General features: G+C 61.7%; 16 protein-coding genes and 1 pseudogene. 5 read left to right on the top strand and 12 right to left on the bottom strand.

The window, feature by feature from the left end:
• Position 1: 1 nt before the first annotated feature.
• The 6 genes from BLV27_RS15230 to BLV27_RS15205 form a co-directional block, all read right to left on the bottom strand.
• Positions 2 to 337: an antibiotic biosynthesis monooxygenase family protein gene (locus BLV27_RS15230; protein WP_092647365.1), complete on the bottom strand. Its 336-nt coding sequence runs from the start codon at positions 335 to 337 to the stop codon at positions 2 to 4.
• Between the two features lie 48 nt (positions 338 to 385).
• Positions 386 to 922 carry a hypothetical protein gene (locus BLV27_RS15225; RefSeq protein ID WP_092647421.1) on the bottom strand — a complete coding sequence of 179 codons (537 nt, stop codon included), beginning with the start codon at positions 920 to 922 and terminating at the stop codon, positions 386 to 388.
• Between the two features lie 346 nt (positions 923 to 1,268).
• Entirely contained in the window at positions 1,269 to 2,051 is a 783-nt protein-coding gene (locus BLV27_RS15220) for an outer membrane protein (protein ID WP_092647364.1), read from the bottom strand.
• 79 nt (positions 2,052 to 2,130) lie between these two features.
• Positions 2,131 to 2,919 carry a hypothetical protein gene (locus BLV27_RS15215; protein WP_092647363.1) on the bottom strand — a complete coding sequence of 263 codons (789 nt, stop codon included), beginning with the start codon at positions 2,917 to 2,919 and terminating at the stop codon, positions 2,131 to 2,133.
• Between the two features lie 156 nt (positions 2,920 to 3,075).
• Positions 3,076 to 3,480 carry a hypothetical protein gene (locus BLV27_RS15210; protein ID WP_092647362.1) on the bottom strand — a complete coding sequence of 135 codons (405 nt, stop codon included), beginning with the start codon at positions 3,478 to 3,480 and terminating at the stop codon, positions 3,076 to 3,078.
• Entirely contained in the window at positions 3,477 to 4,679 is a 1,203-nt protein-coding gene (locus BLV27_RS15205; RefSeq protein WP_092647361.1) for a pyridoxal phosphate-dependent aminotransferase, read from the bottom strand. Before BLV27_RS15205 ends, BLV27_RS15210 begins: the two co-directional genes overlap by 4 nt.
• Before the next feature lie 76 nt (positions 4,680 to 4,755).
• Between BLV27_RS15205 and BLV27_RS15200 the strand changes: the two genes are divergently transcribed.
• The 4 genes from BLV27_RS15200 (at position 4,756) to tig (ending at position 7,497) form a co-directional block, all read left to right on the top strand.
• Positions 4,756 to 5,136: a helix-turn-helix domain-containing protein gene (locus BLV27_RS15200; RefSeq protein WP_092647360.1), complete on the top strand. Its 381-nt coding sequence runs from the start codon at positions 4,756 to 4,758 to the stop codon at positions 5,134 to 5,136.
• Positions 5,133 to 5,405 (top strand): FAD assembly factor SdhE, encoded by a 273-nt coding sequence (locus BLV27_RS15195; protein ID WP_092647359.1) that lies wholly within the window; start codon positions 5,133 to 5,135, stop codon positions 5,403 to 5,405. Before BLV27_RS15200 ends, BLV27_RS15195 begins: the two co-directional genes overlap by 4 nt.
• Positions 5,406 to 5,496: 91 nt before the next feature.
• A complete protein-coding gene (locus BLV27_RS15190) occupies positions 5,497 to 5,994 on the top strand; it encodes a MarR family winged helix-turn-helix transcriptional regulator (RefSeq protein WP_092647358.1) in 498 nt (165 codons plus the stop codon).
• A gap of 174 nt (positions 5,995 to 6,168) precedes the next feature.
• Positions 6,169 to 7,497 (top strand): trigger factor, encoded by a 1,329-nt coding sequence (gene tig, locus BLV27_RS15185; RefSeq protein WP_092647357.1) that lies wholly within the window; start codon positions 6,169 to 6,171, stop codon positions 7,495 to 7,497.
• Between the two features lie 88 nt (positions 7,498 to 7,585).
• On the opposite strand, the gene BLV27_RS15180 is transcribed toward tig, so the two are convergent.
• The 6 genes and pseudogenes from BLV27_RS15180 to BLV27_RS19825 all read right to left on the bottom strand — a co-directional run.
• Positions 7,586 to 8,767, bottom strand: a complete 1,182-nt coding sequence (locus BLV27_RS15180; RefSeq protein WP_092647356.1) for a PQQ-dependent sugar dehydrogenase — start codon at positions 8,765 to 8,767, stop codon at positions 7,586 to 7,588.
• 184 nt (positions 8,768 to 8,951) lie between these two features.
• Entirely contained in the window at positions 8,952 to 10,916 is a 1,965-nt protein-coding gene (locus BLV27_RS15175; RefSeq protein WP_092647355.1) for a bifunctional 2',3'-cyclic-nucleotide 2'-phosphodiesterase/3'-nucleotidase, read from the bottom strand.
• A 358-nt stretch (positions 10,917 to 11,274) separates the two neighbouring features.
• Positions 11,275 to 11,910, bottom strand: a complete 636-nt coding sequence (gene rplI, locus BLV27_RS15170; protein ID WP_092647354.1) for a 50S ribosomal protein L9 — start codon at positions 11,908 to 11,910, stop codon at positions 11,275 to 11,277.
• Between the two features lie 12 nt (positions 11,911 to 11,922).
• Positions 11,923 to 12,150, bottom strand: coding sequence for a 30S ribosomal protein S18 (rpsR, locus tag BLV27_RS15165; RefSeq protein ID WP_092647353.1), 228 nt, complete (start codon positions 12,148 to 12,150; stop codon positions 11,923 to 11,925).
• Between the two features lie 12 nt (positions 12,151 to 12,162).
• Positions 12,163 to 12,516, bottom strand: a complete 354-nt coding sequence (rpsF, locus tag BLV27_RS19425; protein ID WP_170831476.1) for a 30S ribosomal protein S6 — start codon at positions 12,514 to 12,516, stop codon at positions 12,163 to 12,165.
• A 297-nt stretch (positions 12,517 to 12,813) separates the two neighbouring features.
• Positions 12,814 to 13,020: pseudogene (locus tag BLV27_RS19825) on the bottom strand (PRC-barrel domain-containing protein); the annotation flags it as partial.
• Positions 13,021 to 13,369: 349 nt separating this feature from the next.
• Here BLV27_RS19825 and BLV27_RS15155 point away from each other — a divergent pair.
• On the top strand, positions 13,370 to 13,945 hold the full coding sequence (locus BLV27_RS15155) for a YceI family protein (RefSeq protein WP_170831474.1): 576 nt from the start codon (positions 13,370 to 13,372) through the stop codon (positions 13,943 to 13,945).
• Positions 13,946 to 14,035: the final 90 nt, after the last annotated feature.

Genomic DNA, 14,035 nt, shown 5'->3' with positions numbered 1-14,035 from the left:
GTCAAAGACTTTCGGTCGACTCGAATCCTTTGCCGTGGGTCGTGTTCTGAACCAGATCGTAATGCTTGATAGACCGGGACTGGACCAGTTCGGCTTCGGCCGGATCGATGTGCGGGTTCTGATAATCCTCGCCCGCAAACCGCTTCAGTGCGTCAATATCCTTCCAGACCATGACGAAGCTGAATTCGCGCGGGCTTTCGGGTCGCGCAGCACCCGGCAGGACCGAGATGATGCCGTCGGTACCCCGCATCAGCGGGATCGCCGTCCGGTGGAAGAAATCGCTGAACGCGCTTTCCTTTCCCGGCCTGACCAAGACTTGGAAAATGCGGATGATCATGCGGCTTTCCTTTCACGTGTGCGAGCGACCGGCAGCCCCCGGGAGAGGCTAGCTTTCGTGGAACATCGCCTTCACCCGGTCGATATCTAACATACCTTCGTGCAGGTTTTCGGGATCCCACTCGCTGCGCTCGGCTTCAAAGAAGTCACCGCCGTAAACATGCAGTGCGCCGGTAAGTTTCGGGATCGGATTGGTGACCGAGTGGATCACGTCCGGCCCGAGCGTGGACCAATCGCCGGTGCCGAGGTTGCGCGCTCCGGCGGCCTCTACGCGCCCGTCCGGATCGTCTTTGATCCTGCGCCAGAAGATGTTGTCCTCACGTCCGCCATAAATCCCGATCACCGCCCACATGTGATGATCGTGGGGCTGAACTGTCATCGATGGTTTCCAGACCAGATTCAGTATCGTCAGGTCGGACGATTTGAAAATGGGGGTGAGGCCAGGTTTTTCGGGAACGCCCAAGGCGTGGGTCACGGCGGCGGGGTTGGACATCGCCCGCGCCATCACCTCGCCGATACCGCCCGCTCCTTCTCCTTTTGAGATTGCGTTCCGACAGTCCGCCACGAAGTGTTCCAAGTCCCACATTTCAATTGTCCCCATCTGAGCGCCGCGAAATATTATACCATAGCGAGCGTTCTCCGCCAAAACGGGCCTTGATCCCATTTCATACAATGTCGCTGTCCGGGGCTGATTGTCGGGTCGTGGATGCACCGACGCAGTCTTTTGGGTTTTTGTTGTCACGGGGATCGCAGCGCTGCTCTGTGACGCTGCGGGGTTCCGGGGAACCACGGCCTTGGGCGCTAAGGTTTGGACGAATACAGATTGCGGCAAATGGAGGATCGCGACAAAAACCCACCGTACCGCCCGGGCGGCCCCCCAGTGGTGTTCAGCCGAAGCAGGGGGCGCAGGTGTCGCGTAGGGCTGGAGCGACCTACATCGGAATGCGGAGGCCGACCGAGAAGACGTGCTGCCGGGCGTCAAAGCGGAACGGTGTGCGCGGCTGCGACGCAGGACCGCCGGGCAAGGGGACAGCTGACCCCGAAACACTCCCGAGGTCGAAATACCGATAGGCGGTCTCCACGAAAACCGGTCTTTTGTCGCCGCCGCGCGCGATCTCGAAGGCGACGCCAGCCCCTAGGGACCATGCAAAATCAGTTGACGTGTCCCCGTTGAAGGTGCGAACAGGCGTGCCGGCTGCCGCATTGGTCCTGGTCCAATCGCTCATCGTGTTGCGGGCGATGCCAATCCCGGCGGAAAGGAACGGTTGAACGGCCACGTCCTGCCCTCGATGCTCCAGTGGCGAATAGTAGCCGGTCAGCATGAGGCCCGTCGATCGCACGCTGGTCTGGATGTCGGCATGGGGACCGGCGGTGACCGGGACGGTCCGTGACCAGGGTGCCGTCACATTTGCTTTGGCGAAGCCAATGACGGACAGATCGCCGCGAAATCCGTTCTGCCAGTCGAGACCATAGGAGGCGGCGAAGAAACCGTCCGTCTCATCGGAGAGGTCGAAGTAGATGTCCGGGTCTGCCGCACCCGGCGGCTGCCAGTATCCTTCGTCGCTGGCGCGGGTCGCGCTGCCTAGCTCGAACTTGACATAGGGCTGGAATGCCGCCCCGGGGGCGTTCTGCGCCATGAGAGGCGATGCCGCCCCGATTGCTGTGACCACGGCAAGACCGGCGGTCAGGAAACAGAGCGCTTTCGTCTTTTGCATGGGAGATCCTTGATCTTTCTACGGAGTCACGCTGGGCGGGGCGATAAGGCTCGGCCCAGCGTGGTTTTCGATGTGTCGGTCAGCCGTGACCGGCCAGAACGGCGATACGTACGGCCTCTGCCGCGACGGCCAGAGATTCAGCCGATGCGTCGGTCAGCGGGTGACCAAGGATCGTGGTGACCGCGATGACCGTATCGGTGGTGATTGGCACCGTCTTGTCCGACGCGACGCCCAAGAACACCGCCAGCAGCGTGCCGTCGCTGTTGGTCACACCGGGCAATGACGTCTGTCCGTCCTCCAGGATGTCCTCCATCAGTGCCAGGTTCTGCAGCGGCGAGTCGTAGATCGTGATGTTGTCCCAGTTGAGCGACAACTCATTGATCATGGTGCCCAGGTCGAGGTTGTAGAAATCCACCATCTCGGGGGTGAGGTTTGCGAGCGCCTCGGCCAGCGACCGGTCGAGTACCTGGTCTGGCGAGCGTGCCACGCTCAGGCGGCCGAGTTCGACTTCCGGAATACCCTCTTGGGCCCAGCTAGGTTTGCCACCGCCATCGCCGGTATCCGCGGGGCCGCCGGATTGCGGGCCGACGCCGTCGGAATCACCGCTGGGACCGCCCTGACCGGCACCCGAGCCACCTTGGTTCCCTTGGCCGGACTGCGCGCCCTGGCCACCCTGACCCTGGCCGCCCTGACCTTGACCTCCGGCTCCTTCCTCGTGATCGCCCTCTTCGTGATCGTCGTCTTGTGCCCATGCGGTGCCGACTAGCAGTGTATTGTCGATTGCGGCGATCCCCCCTGCGAGAACGGTACAGACGGCCAGTCCGGATGTCATCTGGCGGACCAACGGTGCGCTGAGATTCTTAAACATATTAATGAAATCCTGCTTCTGGAAACTGAGTTCTCGAAGTTTTGATCTCACTTTGAACGTATTCGCTTTGACGAAAGTCAATCGAGCCGGGACGAAATCAATTCGATGAGGGCAACGCCGAATTCCGGCGTCCAAGGGCGACTGTTTCTCTTTGGCTCAGTCGCCTAGAAGCTTGTCTGCGCGCTTTTTTACCAACACCGTGCGCAAGTCATGCATCGCCAGCAGAAGCTTGTCCGTCACGGCGTCCAGTTGCTTATCCGTCGCGCGCGACTGCACCCAGTGGGCAGTCAGGTTCATATGGTCCACCGCGCGTAGGATGTCGTCGACGTCGCGCGCCTCCAGCTCTGCGCTGCGCGCCTCCATCCAGTCCGCAATCGCGACTTCGTCCTCGGGGGTCAGCACCGTGTCGCCCTGCGGCTTCACCTGTCCGTTGTTGATATTGATCGTCGCGATCTGATCGAGGTCCAGCCGCCGCTGTCGGTTCTCCGCATTCACGCGGAACACCAGCGCACCGTTCTCCTTAACGCGGAAGTAGTAGGGGGGCAGGCCGCCGTTGGTCACCCCAACCCCTCGCAAAAGCGTTTGATCCGCGCACACGCTTCGGTCAACGCCTCGTTGGACGTTGCATAGGACACTCGGAAATGGGGCGACAGCCCGAAAGCTGCACCAAAGACCACGGCAACGCCCTCTTCCTCCAGCAACGCGGACGCGAAGGCCTCGTCGTCCACGATCTCCACCCCGCCTGCCGAAGTCTTGCCGATGCAGTCGGCGATTGACGGGTAGACATAGAAAGCGCCCTCGGGGACGGCGCAATTGATGCCGGGGCAGGCATTCAGGCCTGCAACAACCAGATCGCGGCGCCCTTTGAACAGCGACTGGTTGGGGCGGATGAACTCCTGCGTTCCCTCCAGCGCCTCGACCGCCGCCCATTGAGAGATGGAGCAGGGGTTCGACGTTGACTGCGACTGCACCTTGGCCATCGCCTTGATCAACGCGACGGGGCCCGCGGCATAGCCGATGCGCCAACCGGTCATGGAGTAGGCCTTGCTGACCCCGTTCATCGTCAGCGTCCGGTCGTACAGCTCCGGCTCGACCTGCGCAGGGGTGGCGAACACGAAATTGTCGAACACCAGATGCTCATACATGTCATCGGTCAGGATCCAGACGTGCGGATGACGCATCAGGACATCGGTCAGACCCTTCAATTCCTCGGCTGAATAGGCAGCCCCCGTCGGATTCGAGGGCGAATTGAAGATGAGCCACTTCGTCTTGGGCGTGATCGCGGCCTCAAGCGAGTCGGGCGTCAGCTTGAAGTTCGTCTCGATGGTCGCTTCGGCGATCACCGGCTCCCCTCCGGCCAACAGGATCATGTCCGGATAGCTAACCCAATAGGGCGCGGGAATGACCACTTCGTCGCCCGGGTTAAGCGTCGCCATGAAAGCGTTGTACAAGACCTGCTTGCCGCCCGATCCGACGGTGACCTGCGCAGGGGTGTATTCCAGCCCGTTGTCGCGCTTGAACTTGGCGCAGATGGCCTTCTTCAACTCGGGGATGCCATCGACCGCCGTGTATTTCGTCTTGCCGTCGGTGATCGCGCGAATCCCGGCGTCCTTGATGTTCTCGGGCGTGTCGAAATCCGGCTCCCCAGCCCCGAGGCCGATAATGTCACGCCCGGCGGCCTTCAACTCCTGTGCCTTGGTCGTGACTGCGATGGTCGGAGAGGGCTTTACTCGGGCAAGAGTGTCGGACAGGAACGCCATTAGGTCGGTCTCCGGGTTTGAATTGGCTCTGCAACTTCCTAGGTTGCCAGTGACCCACGATCAAGGAGCGCTTGCAATGCCCACAGATGCGGAATGGTTCGACCCAGCGACCACCACCTTCGGCGACCGCTTGACAGGGGCGCGCGAAATCGCTGGCCTGGACGTCGAGGAACTGGCCCGGCGGTTGGGTGTGAAGCCCAAGACGATCCGCGCCTGGGAGGAGGACCGCGCTGAACCGCGGGCCAACCGGGTGTCGATGCTGGCCGGGCTGACAAATGTGTCCCTGGTCTGGCTGATGACCGGTGCGGGCGAAGGGCCCGCGCTGTCGTCCGCCGAGTCCGCCGATCGCACTCTTTTGGCCGAAGTGGAGCGCTTGCGCCGGGATGCCGCGCGGATCGCTGACCGATTGAAGCGGCTGGAAGGACGATTGCGCATCGAATTGGAGGGAGTGAAATGAACGGTCTCTCCGAGGTGGATGCCCGTCGAAAGCGCCTCAAGATCAGGGCCTGGCGACGCGGGATCAAGGAAATGGACCTGATCCTTGGCGGCTATGCCGATGAAAAGCTGTCCGAAATGAGCGATGGAGAGCTGTCGCTTTTCGAGGCGATGCTGGGAGAAAACGACCACGATCTCTATTCTTGGGTGACCGGCCAGCAGGAGGCCCCGCCGCGCTTCGGGCCGCTGATCCAGATACTTGGAGAAAGGGCCGCAGGCATTCGCGGCTAAAGCATTTTTATTTTTAGGCATTTTAACGAAATGTAAATATTTTCAGGGCCACAACCCAGGCGACACTGACTGCCACGGGATGTCTGACAGCATGAGCCGCCTTGAAAATTTCAAACCTCGCCAACAACCGGATTTCATGTCCGGCTACCTTGATGCGCTCACGCTTGTCGAGCGATTGCACCGCTTGCTGCTCGACGTCATCAAGGATGAATTCGAACGCGTCGGCATCCTCGAGATCAACGCGGTGCAGGGCCTGCTGCTGTTCAATGTCTCCGATAACGAGGTCACCGCCGGAGAGTTGAAATCCCGCGGATATTACCAAGGGTCAAACGTCAGTTATAATCTCAAGAAACTGGTCGAGATGGGCTACATGCACCACCAGCGGTGCGAGATTGACCGCCGCGCGGTCCGCGTGCGCCTGACCGTCAAGGGACGGGAGGTGCGTGACGCGGTCGAGGCGCTCTTCTTGCGCCATGCGGACGGCATTCGTCATACCGGCGTGCTGTCGGATGCTGGCCTGGTCGAGATCGTGGGCACGCTGCGTCGGGTCGAACGCTACTGGACCGACCAGATCCGCTACATCTACTGATCATTACATTGTTCGATGCGCGACCCGGCGCTTGGCCATGTCCGCGCCGGAATCGGCTTGCACCCCATTCGTCCGGCACATAGAGACGTGCTCGATTTCCCCCCCGCCATTCGTGGCGGGGCGTTTGCATATGCCGGGCGGTTACAGGCCCGGTCGGACACAAAGGATGAACCCATGCAGGTGACCGAGACCCTGAACGAAGGCCTCAAGCGCGGCTATACCATCACGGTCCCCGCCGCCGACCTTGACGCAAAGGTCAACGAAAAGCTTGTAGAGGCGCAGCCCGAAGTCGAGATGAAGGGCTTCCGGAAGGGCAAGGTACCCATGGCCTTACTCAAGAAGCAGTTTGGTCAGCGCCTGCTGGGCGAGTCGATGCAGGAAAGTGTGGATGGCGCCCTGAACGCGCATTTCGAGGAAACAGGTGATCGCCCGGCGATGCAGCCCGCCATCGAAATGCAGAACCAGGAAGGTTGGAAGGAAGGCGACGATGTCGTCGTTGCAGTCACTTATGAAGCCCTGCCCAGCGTCCCCGAGGTAGACTTCTCGGGCGTGACTATCGAAAAGATGACTGTCGAGCCTGCCGAGGCTGACATCCAAGAGGCGCTGCAAGGCCTGGCCAAGAACGCTCAGGTCTTCGAGACCAAAAAGGGCAAGGCCGCGAACGGTGATCAGGTCGTATTTGATTTCCTCGGCAAGGTCGACGGCGAGCCCTTCGACGGCGGTGCGGCCGAAGACTATCCGCTGGTTCTCGGCTCCAACTCCTTCATCCCCGGCTTTGAAGACCAACTGATCGGTGTGAAGGCCAAGGAGGAGAAGGACGTCGAAGTTTCCTTCCCCGATGATTACCAGGCCGAGCATCTGGCCGGCAAAGCCGCCGTGTTCGAGTGCAAGATCAAGGAAGTTAAGAAGCCCGGCGAAGCCAAGATCGATGACGAAATGGCCAAGCAGTTCGGGGCCGAGGATCTGAACGCCCTGACCGGTCAAATCAAGGAGCGCCTCGTTTCCGAATACGACGGGGCCGCCCGGCAGTTGGTCAAGCGTCAGTTGCTGGATCAGCTTGACGGTCTGGTGACGTTCGATCTGCCGCCCAGCCTGGTCGAGGCCGAGGCTCAGCAGATTGCGCACCAGTTGTGGCACGAGGAAAACCCCGAAGTTCAGGGCCACGACCACGAAAAGGTCGAGCCGACAGAGGAGCACAACAAGCTGGCCGCCCGTCGCGTCCGTCTTGGTCTTCTGCTGGCCGAACTGGGTCAGAAGGAGAAGGTCGAAGTGTCCGACGCCGAAATGACGCAAGCTATCATGACACAGGCCCGTCAGTATCCGGGTCAGGAGCGGGAATTCTTCCAGTTCATCCAGCAGAACCAGCAGGCCCAGCAGCAGCTGCGCGCTCCGTTATTCGAAGACAAGGTCATCGACCTTATTTTGGATCGCGCCAAGGTGACTGAAAAGGCCGTGAGCAAAGAAGACCTGCAGGCCGAAGTCGAGAAGCTTGAAGAAGCGTGACCGCGGCGGGGTCCGCCCCGCAGTTCCGATATCAAAGGGCCGCCCTTGCCGGGCGGCCTTTTTATTTCAATATGTCAGGGACCGACGTTCATTCGCTTGATGTCACGTGGATGACCTGCCCATCAGCTCGGTCGGTCAGTACGACAAAGCTGCCGTCGTTGAGGATTTCGACGTCGCGCACGCGACCCAACTCCATCAGCAGCCGCTCCTCTTGGGTGACAACCCCGCCTTCCAGCGACAGGCGCACCACGCCTCCAGGACGCAACGAAGCGATCAGCGCGTCGCCGTTCCAGTCGCTGAACATTTCGCCGGAATGGAAGGCCATGCCGCCCGGAGCGATGACCGGATCCCAGAAATAGACCGGCTGCTCCATGCCCGACCGTACCGCCTCGCCAGAGCCGATGGCCCCGCCGCGGTAGCGCTTACCATAGGAGATTACCGGCCAGCCGTAGTTCAAACCGGCCTGTGGGCGGTTCAACTCGTCGCCGCCTGCAGGCCCGTGCTCAATCGTCCACAACACACCATCGGCATCAACCGACGCGCCCTGGATGTTGCGATGGCCGTACGACCAGATGGTATCGACGGCCCCCGCTTGATCCGTGAATGGATTGTCTTCCGGCACCGACCCGTCAATGTTCACGCGAATGACCTTGCCATAGGTCTTGTCGAGATCCTGTGCGTAGGGGCGTTCCGCATCCGACGAATGCTCGCCCGAGGTGATGGCCCACGTGCCGTCAGCCAGTTGCAGAATACGGCTGCCGTAATGTTTGGCCGTGGGCGAGGGCGGGTCCTGAACAAAAATGTCGATCACGTCTGACAGGTCGGTCATGTCGTCGGATAGGATGGCACTGGCCGCCGCCGTGGCGCTGCCGCCCTCGACCGGCTTGGCATATGTGAAGAGGATTAATCCAGTCTCGCTGAAGTCCGGAGACAGCGCTACATCCAGCAGGCCGCCTTGGCCTTGCGGTAGAACCTCCGGCACGCCTGCTATCGGGGCCGAAAGGGTGCCGTTGCGGGACAGGTGGCGCAGACGCCCCGCGCGTTCGGTTACCAGCCATCCCGCGTTGCCGGGCAGGGTGGCGATTCCCCAGGGGTGGTCCAGACCTTCGGCGAAAACGCTCGTCTCCAAGGCCACTTCGCTGTCGGTCAGGGGCGCGCGGAACTGTTCGGGAAAGGCGGGCGGAAAGCTGGTGTTCCGCTCACCGTATGTAAAACCCTGTCCGCAGGCGGCTGCGGGCAGAAGGGTCAGGATCAGGGGTACGGCGCGCATGTGTTTCTCTCCGTCGTTTGCAGTGGGAAGGAGGATAGGGCGCGATGGGCTCGTGTCACATTCAAGGGGCGCAGGAGCGGCAGACATGACGAAATACCAAGTCTTGGCGCTGGATGCCCGCCCCAATCTCTGCTTCTGAAATACTCCGGGGAGCGCGAGGGGCTGGCCCCTCGCGTCCCTCAGGTCAGAGCTTGATGCGGTATTGTGCGAACCCGGCGTCGTTGGTTCCGACTTCTTCCAACGCGACCCCCGGTACGCCGTCTGCATATCCGGCCCCCGCCGGGCCGGTCTCGAACAGGGCGCTTGTGTTTTCCATGGGCGCGAAGGACCAGTTGCCGTCGGCCGAGGGGCTGATTGTGCCCTGTTCCACGATGTAGCGGACGATGACGTCGCGGTTCGTGTCCGGTGCCTCCAGAATGATGGTCGATCCGTCTGCGCCAGGGAAGGACCCGCCGCCAGATGCGCGGTAGTTGTTCGTGGCGATGATGAATTCCGCCGCCATGTCCAGCGGTTCGCCCTGATAGGTCAGGTTCACGATGCGGCTCGCCTCGGGGTTCACCGCTGCGCCGTCACGATCGAAACGCGCGGGCTGACTCAGGTCGATCTGGTAGCTTACGCCGTCGATCACGTCGAAATTGTAGCTTGGGAAATCGGGGTTGAGCAGCGGCGCATCCGTCGCGCCCGCTTCCACCTGGTTGAACATGCCGGCCGATCGCTCCAGCCAGTCCTTGACCTGCTGGCCTGTCACCTTCACCGCGCGGACGGTGTTCGGATAGAGGTACAGGTCCGCCACGTTGCGGATCGCCACATCGCCTGCGGGCACGTCAGTATAGTACTCCGGGCCGCCGCGACCGCCCGCTTTGAACGGGGCCGCCGCCGACAGGATCGGAAGGCCAGCGTACTCTGAGCCCGCAAGCAATTGTTCGACATACCACTTTTGCGCAATCGATACGATCTGGACCGACGGATCATCAGCCACCAGCGCAAAGTACGAATGCAGCGGTGCGTCGGTCTTGCCGACGGCGCGGCGCACGTATTCCAGTGTTGCCTCGTGATCGGCGCGCGTCGCGTCAAGAACGGCCGCGCTGCTTTCGATCTGGGGGGTCCAGCTGCGATCTTCCTGGCGCACGGCAATGGGGCGCAATTCAGAGGTGGACGCCGCGATCCGCCATTCGCCGCCCTCGCGCTCCAACAACAGGTCGATCAGGCCCATGTGGCTGCCCCAGAAGCCGGGCATCACGGCGGGCTTGCCATGAATCGTACCGGCGACCGCATCCACCCCGTCGATCCCCTCGTAGGCAGAGCCGGGGAACTCACGATGGTGGTGACCGGTCAGCACCACGTCGATGCCGGGAATTGCGGCCAGCGGGACCGAGGCGTTTTCCATCATCTCAGAGGGTTCCGCCGCACCGATGCCGGAATGGGACAGGGCGATGATGATGTCAGCTCCGGCTTCCTTCATTTCGGGAACGAAGGCCTCTGCCGTGGCGAGGATATCGCGCGCCTGCACGTTGCCTTCCAAGTGGCGGCGGTCCCATTGCATGATCTGCGGCGGGGTGAAGCCGATGATGCCGATGACGATCGGGTGCGTGTCTCCGGCACCGTCCACCAACTCCCGTCGGATCAGGGCATAGGGCGGCAGCAGCGTTTTGTCGGCGGTGGGTGAGGCGGCAGTTTCTTTCGCGATGTTGGCCAGCACCAGAGGGAAGCTGGCACCGGCCAATGCCTTCATCAGGAAGTCGAGGCCGTAGTTGAACTCGTGATTGCCAAGTGTTGCAGCATCGAAGCCCACAGTGTTCATCGCGGCGATGACCGGGTGCAGATCGCCTTCCTTCAAGCCGCGCTCGTAGGCCATGAAATCGCCCATCGGGTTGCCCTGCAGGAAGTCGCCATTGTCGAGCACAAGGCTATTGCCCGCTTCGGCGCGGACCTGTTCGACTAGGCTGGCCGTCCGCGCAAGGCCAACTGCGTCGACCTCCCGGTCGCCGTAGTAGTCATAGGGCCAGACGTGGACATGCAGGTCCGTCGTTTCGGCAATGCGCAGATGCGCCTGACCCGCCTGTGCGCGGGCGGCGAAGGGATGGACCATAACCAGGCCCGCTCCGGCGGCGGCGGTCGTTGTCAGAAAGCGGCGGCGGGTGAGGGTCATGGTCAATCTCCGGGTTTGTTGAACGTCCAGTCTAACGCGCCAAACCATACCAATGTGAAGCCCCATCTCGCTTGTCTGTGGATTGGTCCGTTCCATGCCGGTGAATTGCGCGAGGGCGCGAGCTGGAGCGGCGGGGACGGTTTCCGCCTGTCCGAGATGGATTATCACCGCGCGTGGTCAATCGACTGGCTGACTCCAGCCATTTTCGCGCCGGTTCGCCTGAGCCAGAGCAAGGGCCCAGGCGAACCTCGTCAGTGCCGCATTGATCCGCGCCAGCTTGACCGGTTCGTCAGTCGCCCACGAAAAAAGGCCGCCCCGGAAAGAGCGGCCCTGGTCTTCTATTGGTGCGTCCGGCCGATCAGGCAGGCTGCTCCTCGTCGTCGCGGCCTTCGGGCGTCTTCACAGGGCCTTCGTCTTCGTCGTCACCGAAGTCGTCAGCGGCGGAACCGATGTCGTCAAACAGCTCGGAGATCTCGAACTCGGCGGCGGCTTCTTCCTCCGCGGCCAATTCCTGGATCGACTTGCCGGCGGCTTGAAGCTCGGCCTCTTCGGGCGAACGGGCGACGTTCATCTCGATCTCGACTTCCACTTCCGGGTGCAGGCGAACCGTCACCTTGTGGATGCCCAACTCCTTGATCGGTGCCTGCAGGATGACCTGCGAGCGGTTGACCGTGAAGCCATTCTCGGTCGCCACGTCGGATGCGTCACGAGTGGTGACGGAGCCGTAGAGCGCGCCCGAATCGGAAGCGGAGCGGATGATGACGAATTGCTCGCCGTTCAGCTTTTCGCCAGCGGCCTCGGCTTCCTTGCGGGTTTCGAGGTTCTGCGCTTCAAGCTGCGTCTTACGGCCTTCGAAGGCCTTCACGTTCTGCTCGGACGCGGACAGCGCCTTGCCCTGCGGCAGCAGGAAGTTGCGTGCGAAGCCGGGCTTTACGTCGACGACGTCGCCCATCTGGCCCAGCTTGGCCACGCGTTCCAGAAGGATCACTTGCATGTCGAAGTCTCCTTATTTGACGGCATAGGGCAGCAAAGCCAGGAACCGTGCACGCTTGATCGCCTTGGCAAGGCGGCGCTGGTTCTTGGCTGAAACGGCCGTGATACGGGACGGGACGATTTTGCCACGCTCAGATACGTAGCGCTGCAGCAGACGAGTGTCCTTGTAGTCGATCTTTGGGGCGTTGGGGCCCTCGAAAGGATCGGACTTGCGGCGGCGGAAGAATGGTTTGGTAGCCATGTGTCTCTCTCCTTACCGGCGCTCGCGGCGTTCGGGCCGCTCTTCGCGTTTCTGCATTTGAACCGAGGGGCCTTCCTCGTGGGCGTCGACCTTTACGGTCAGCACGCGCATGACGTCGTCATGCAGGCGGCACAGACGCTCCATTTCCTGCACGGCGTCCGAAGGGGCGTCGGTGCGCAGGAAGGCGTAGTGGCCCTTGCGGTTCTTGTTGATTTTGTAGGCCATGGTCTTCACGCCCCAATACTCGCTCTCGACGACGGTGCCGCCGTTGTCCGCGAGGACGGTGCTGAAGTGTTCCACAAGGCCTTCGGCCTGCGCGGTGGACAGATCCTGCCGCGAAATCATGACATGCTCGTAGAGCGGCATGCTAACTCCTGTTTTGTCGTCGCGCGTTTCATAGCCCGGGCTGTTCCCGCCCCCCGGACACGAGAGACCACGCGGTTTAAAAGCGTGGCGGGATGGGCGGGGTATAGCGATGTGGGGCAGGGGCGCAAGGGGTGCCGTACGGCGAGACCCCAAGTCGGGTCCAACACGCCGAAGTCCCGCGTATCGCGTCTGACCCGGCACGAAAATGGGGCCGCAGGGATCATATTTTGCCGATCGACCGATATTAACTGTGCCAGGCCAAGTTGACGACGACAGCTCTTCCAGCTGCTCTTCCGTCAGGCGGGTGACGAAGGCGTGGGTCTTGTCGTCGACGAGCACGATGCGACCGTCGCTGACAGGCGGCAACACGTGCCTGTCGCCGATGTCGAGGAAGCCGCCGACTTCGGCCACGATGCCGATCATCTTGCCGCTTTTGTCTAGGATCACGTCTTCGACTTCGCCGATGCTTACGGTGCCGTCGACAATGGCTGCGTCGGAATACATCATGTTGTTGCCGTCCATCCCCAGCGTCGTGTCGGACATCTCGGTGCCGGTCGCGGCGGTGTGGGACTCGGCGGAGGCCGTGCCTGCCAGCGCCATGGAAGAGGACGCCGCGCTCAGGATCCGAAGCATTGAATTTACTTTCAGTCGCTTACGGGTTCTGATTCAAACGGCGACGTGCACCGCTTAAAGTTCCGTGATCGATGCAGGACCAGCTGCTTGCGTAGCGGGAGATTGCCAAGGGCCAAGTGCGTGCCCGCACAGGACTTGTTGAAGTGCACCCAATTTCGCACGCTCCGGCTTTTGGCGATTACTGCCTTATAACCCTGTAATACCTCAAACGGAGTTCTTCATGATCCGCACGACCCTTGCTACCGCCGCCCTCCTTGTCGCCGCTCCGGCCTTTGCCGAGCCCGAGGTCTACGTCGTCGACTCCAGCCACGCGCAAACCGTCTTCACCTACACTCACCTTGGCTTCTCGACGACCTACGGGATGTTCTCCGGCTGGGAAGGCGAGATCCAGTTCGATGCCGAAAACCCGGCAAATTCATCGGTCGAGGTCTCCATCCCCGCCACGTCGATGTTCACCGGGTGGGAAGCGCGGGACGAGCACTTTTCCTCAGCCGATTTCTTGGATGTCGCCTCGAACGATATCGTGCGCTTCGTGTCGACCGGCATCGAGGTCACCGGCGACGATACCGCCGAGATCACTGGCGATCTGACGCTGGGTGGCGTGACCAAGGAAGTCGTGCTGGACGCCAAGCTGAACCAGACCGGCGACCATCCGCAGGCTCAGAAGCCATGGATCGGCTTCGACGCGACGACGACGCTGCTTCGCTCCGACTTCGACGCCGGCGCCTTCGCGCCCTTCGTCTCGGACGAGGTCGAAGTGATGATCTCCATCGAGGCAGGCAAGGCCGACGCCTGACGCGTGGTACCGGTGGTTTCACACCCCCGGGCCCCCGTGGGATATTATTGGCAAGAGGAAGGGCAGCCCGGGTTAGGCGGGGTGCCCTTT

Origin of the sequence: Jannaschia faecimaris (assembly GCF_900107415.1) — a bacterium.
Classification (GTDB): domain Bacteria; phylum Pseudomonadota; class Alphaproteobacteria; order Rhodobacterales; family Rhodobacteraceae; genus Jannaschia; species Jannaschia faecimaris.
Note: the sequence above shows the minus strand (reverse complement) of the source record. Positions and strands in the feature narration are given on the sequence as shown.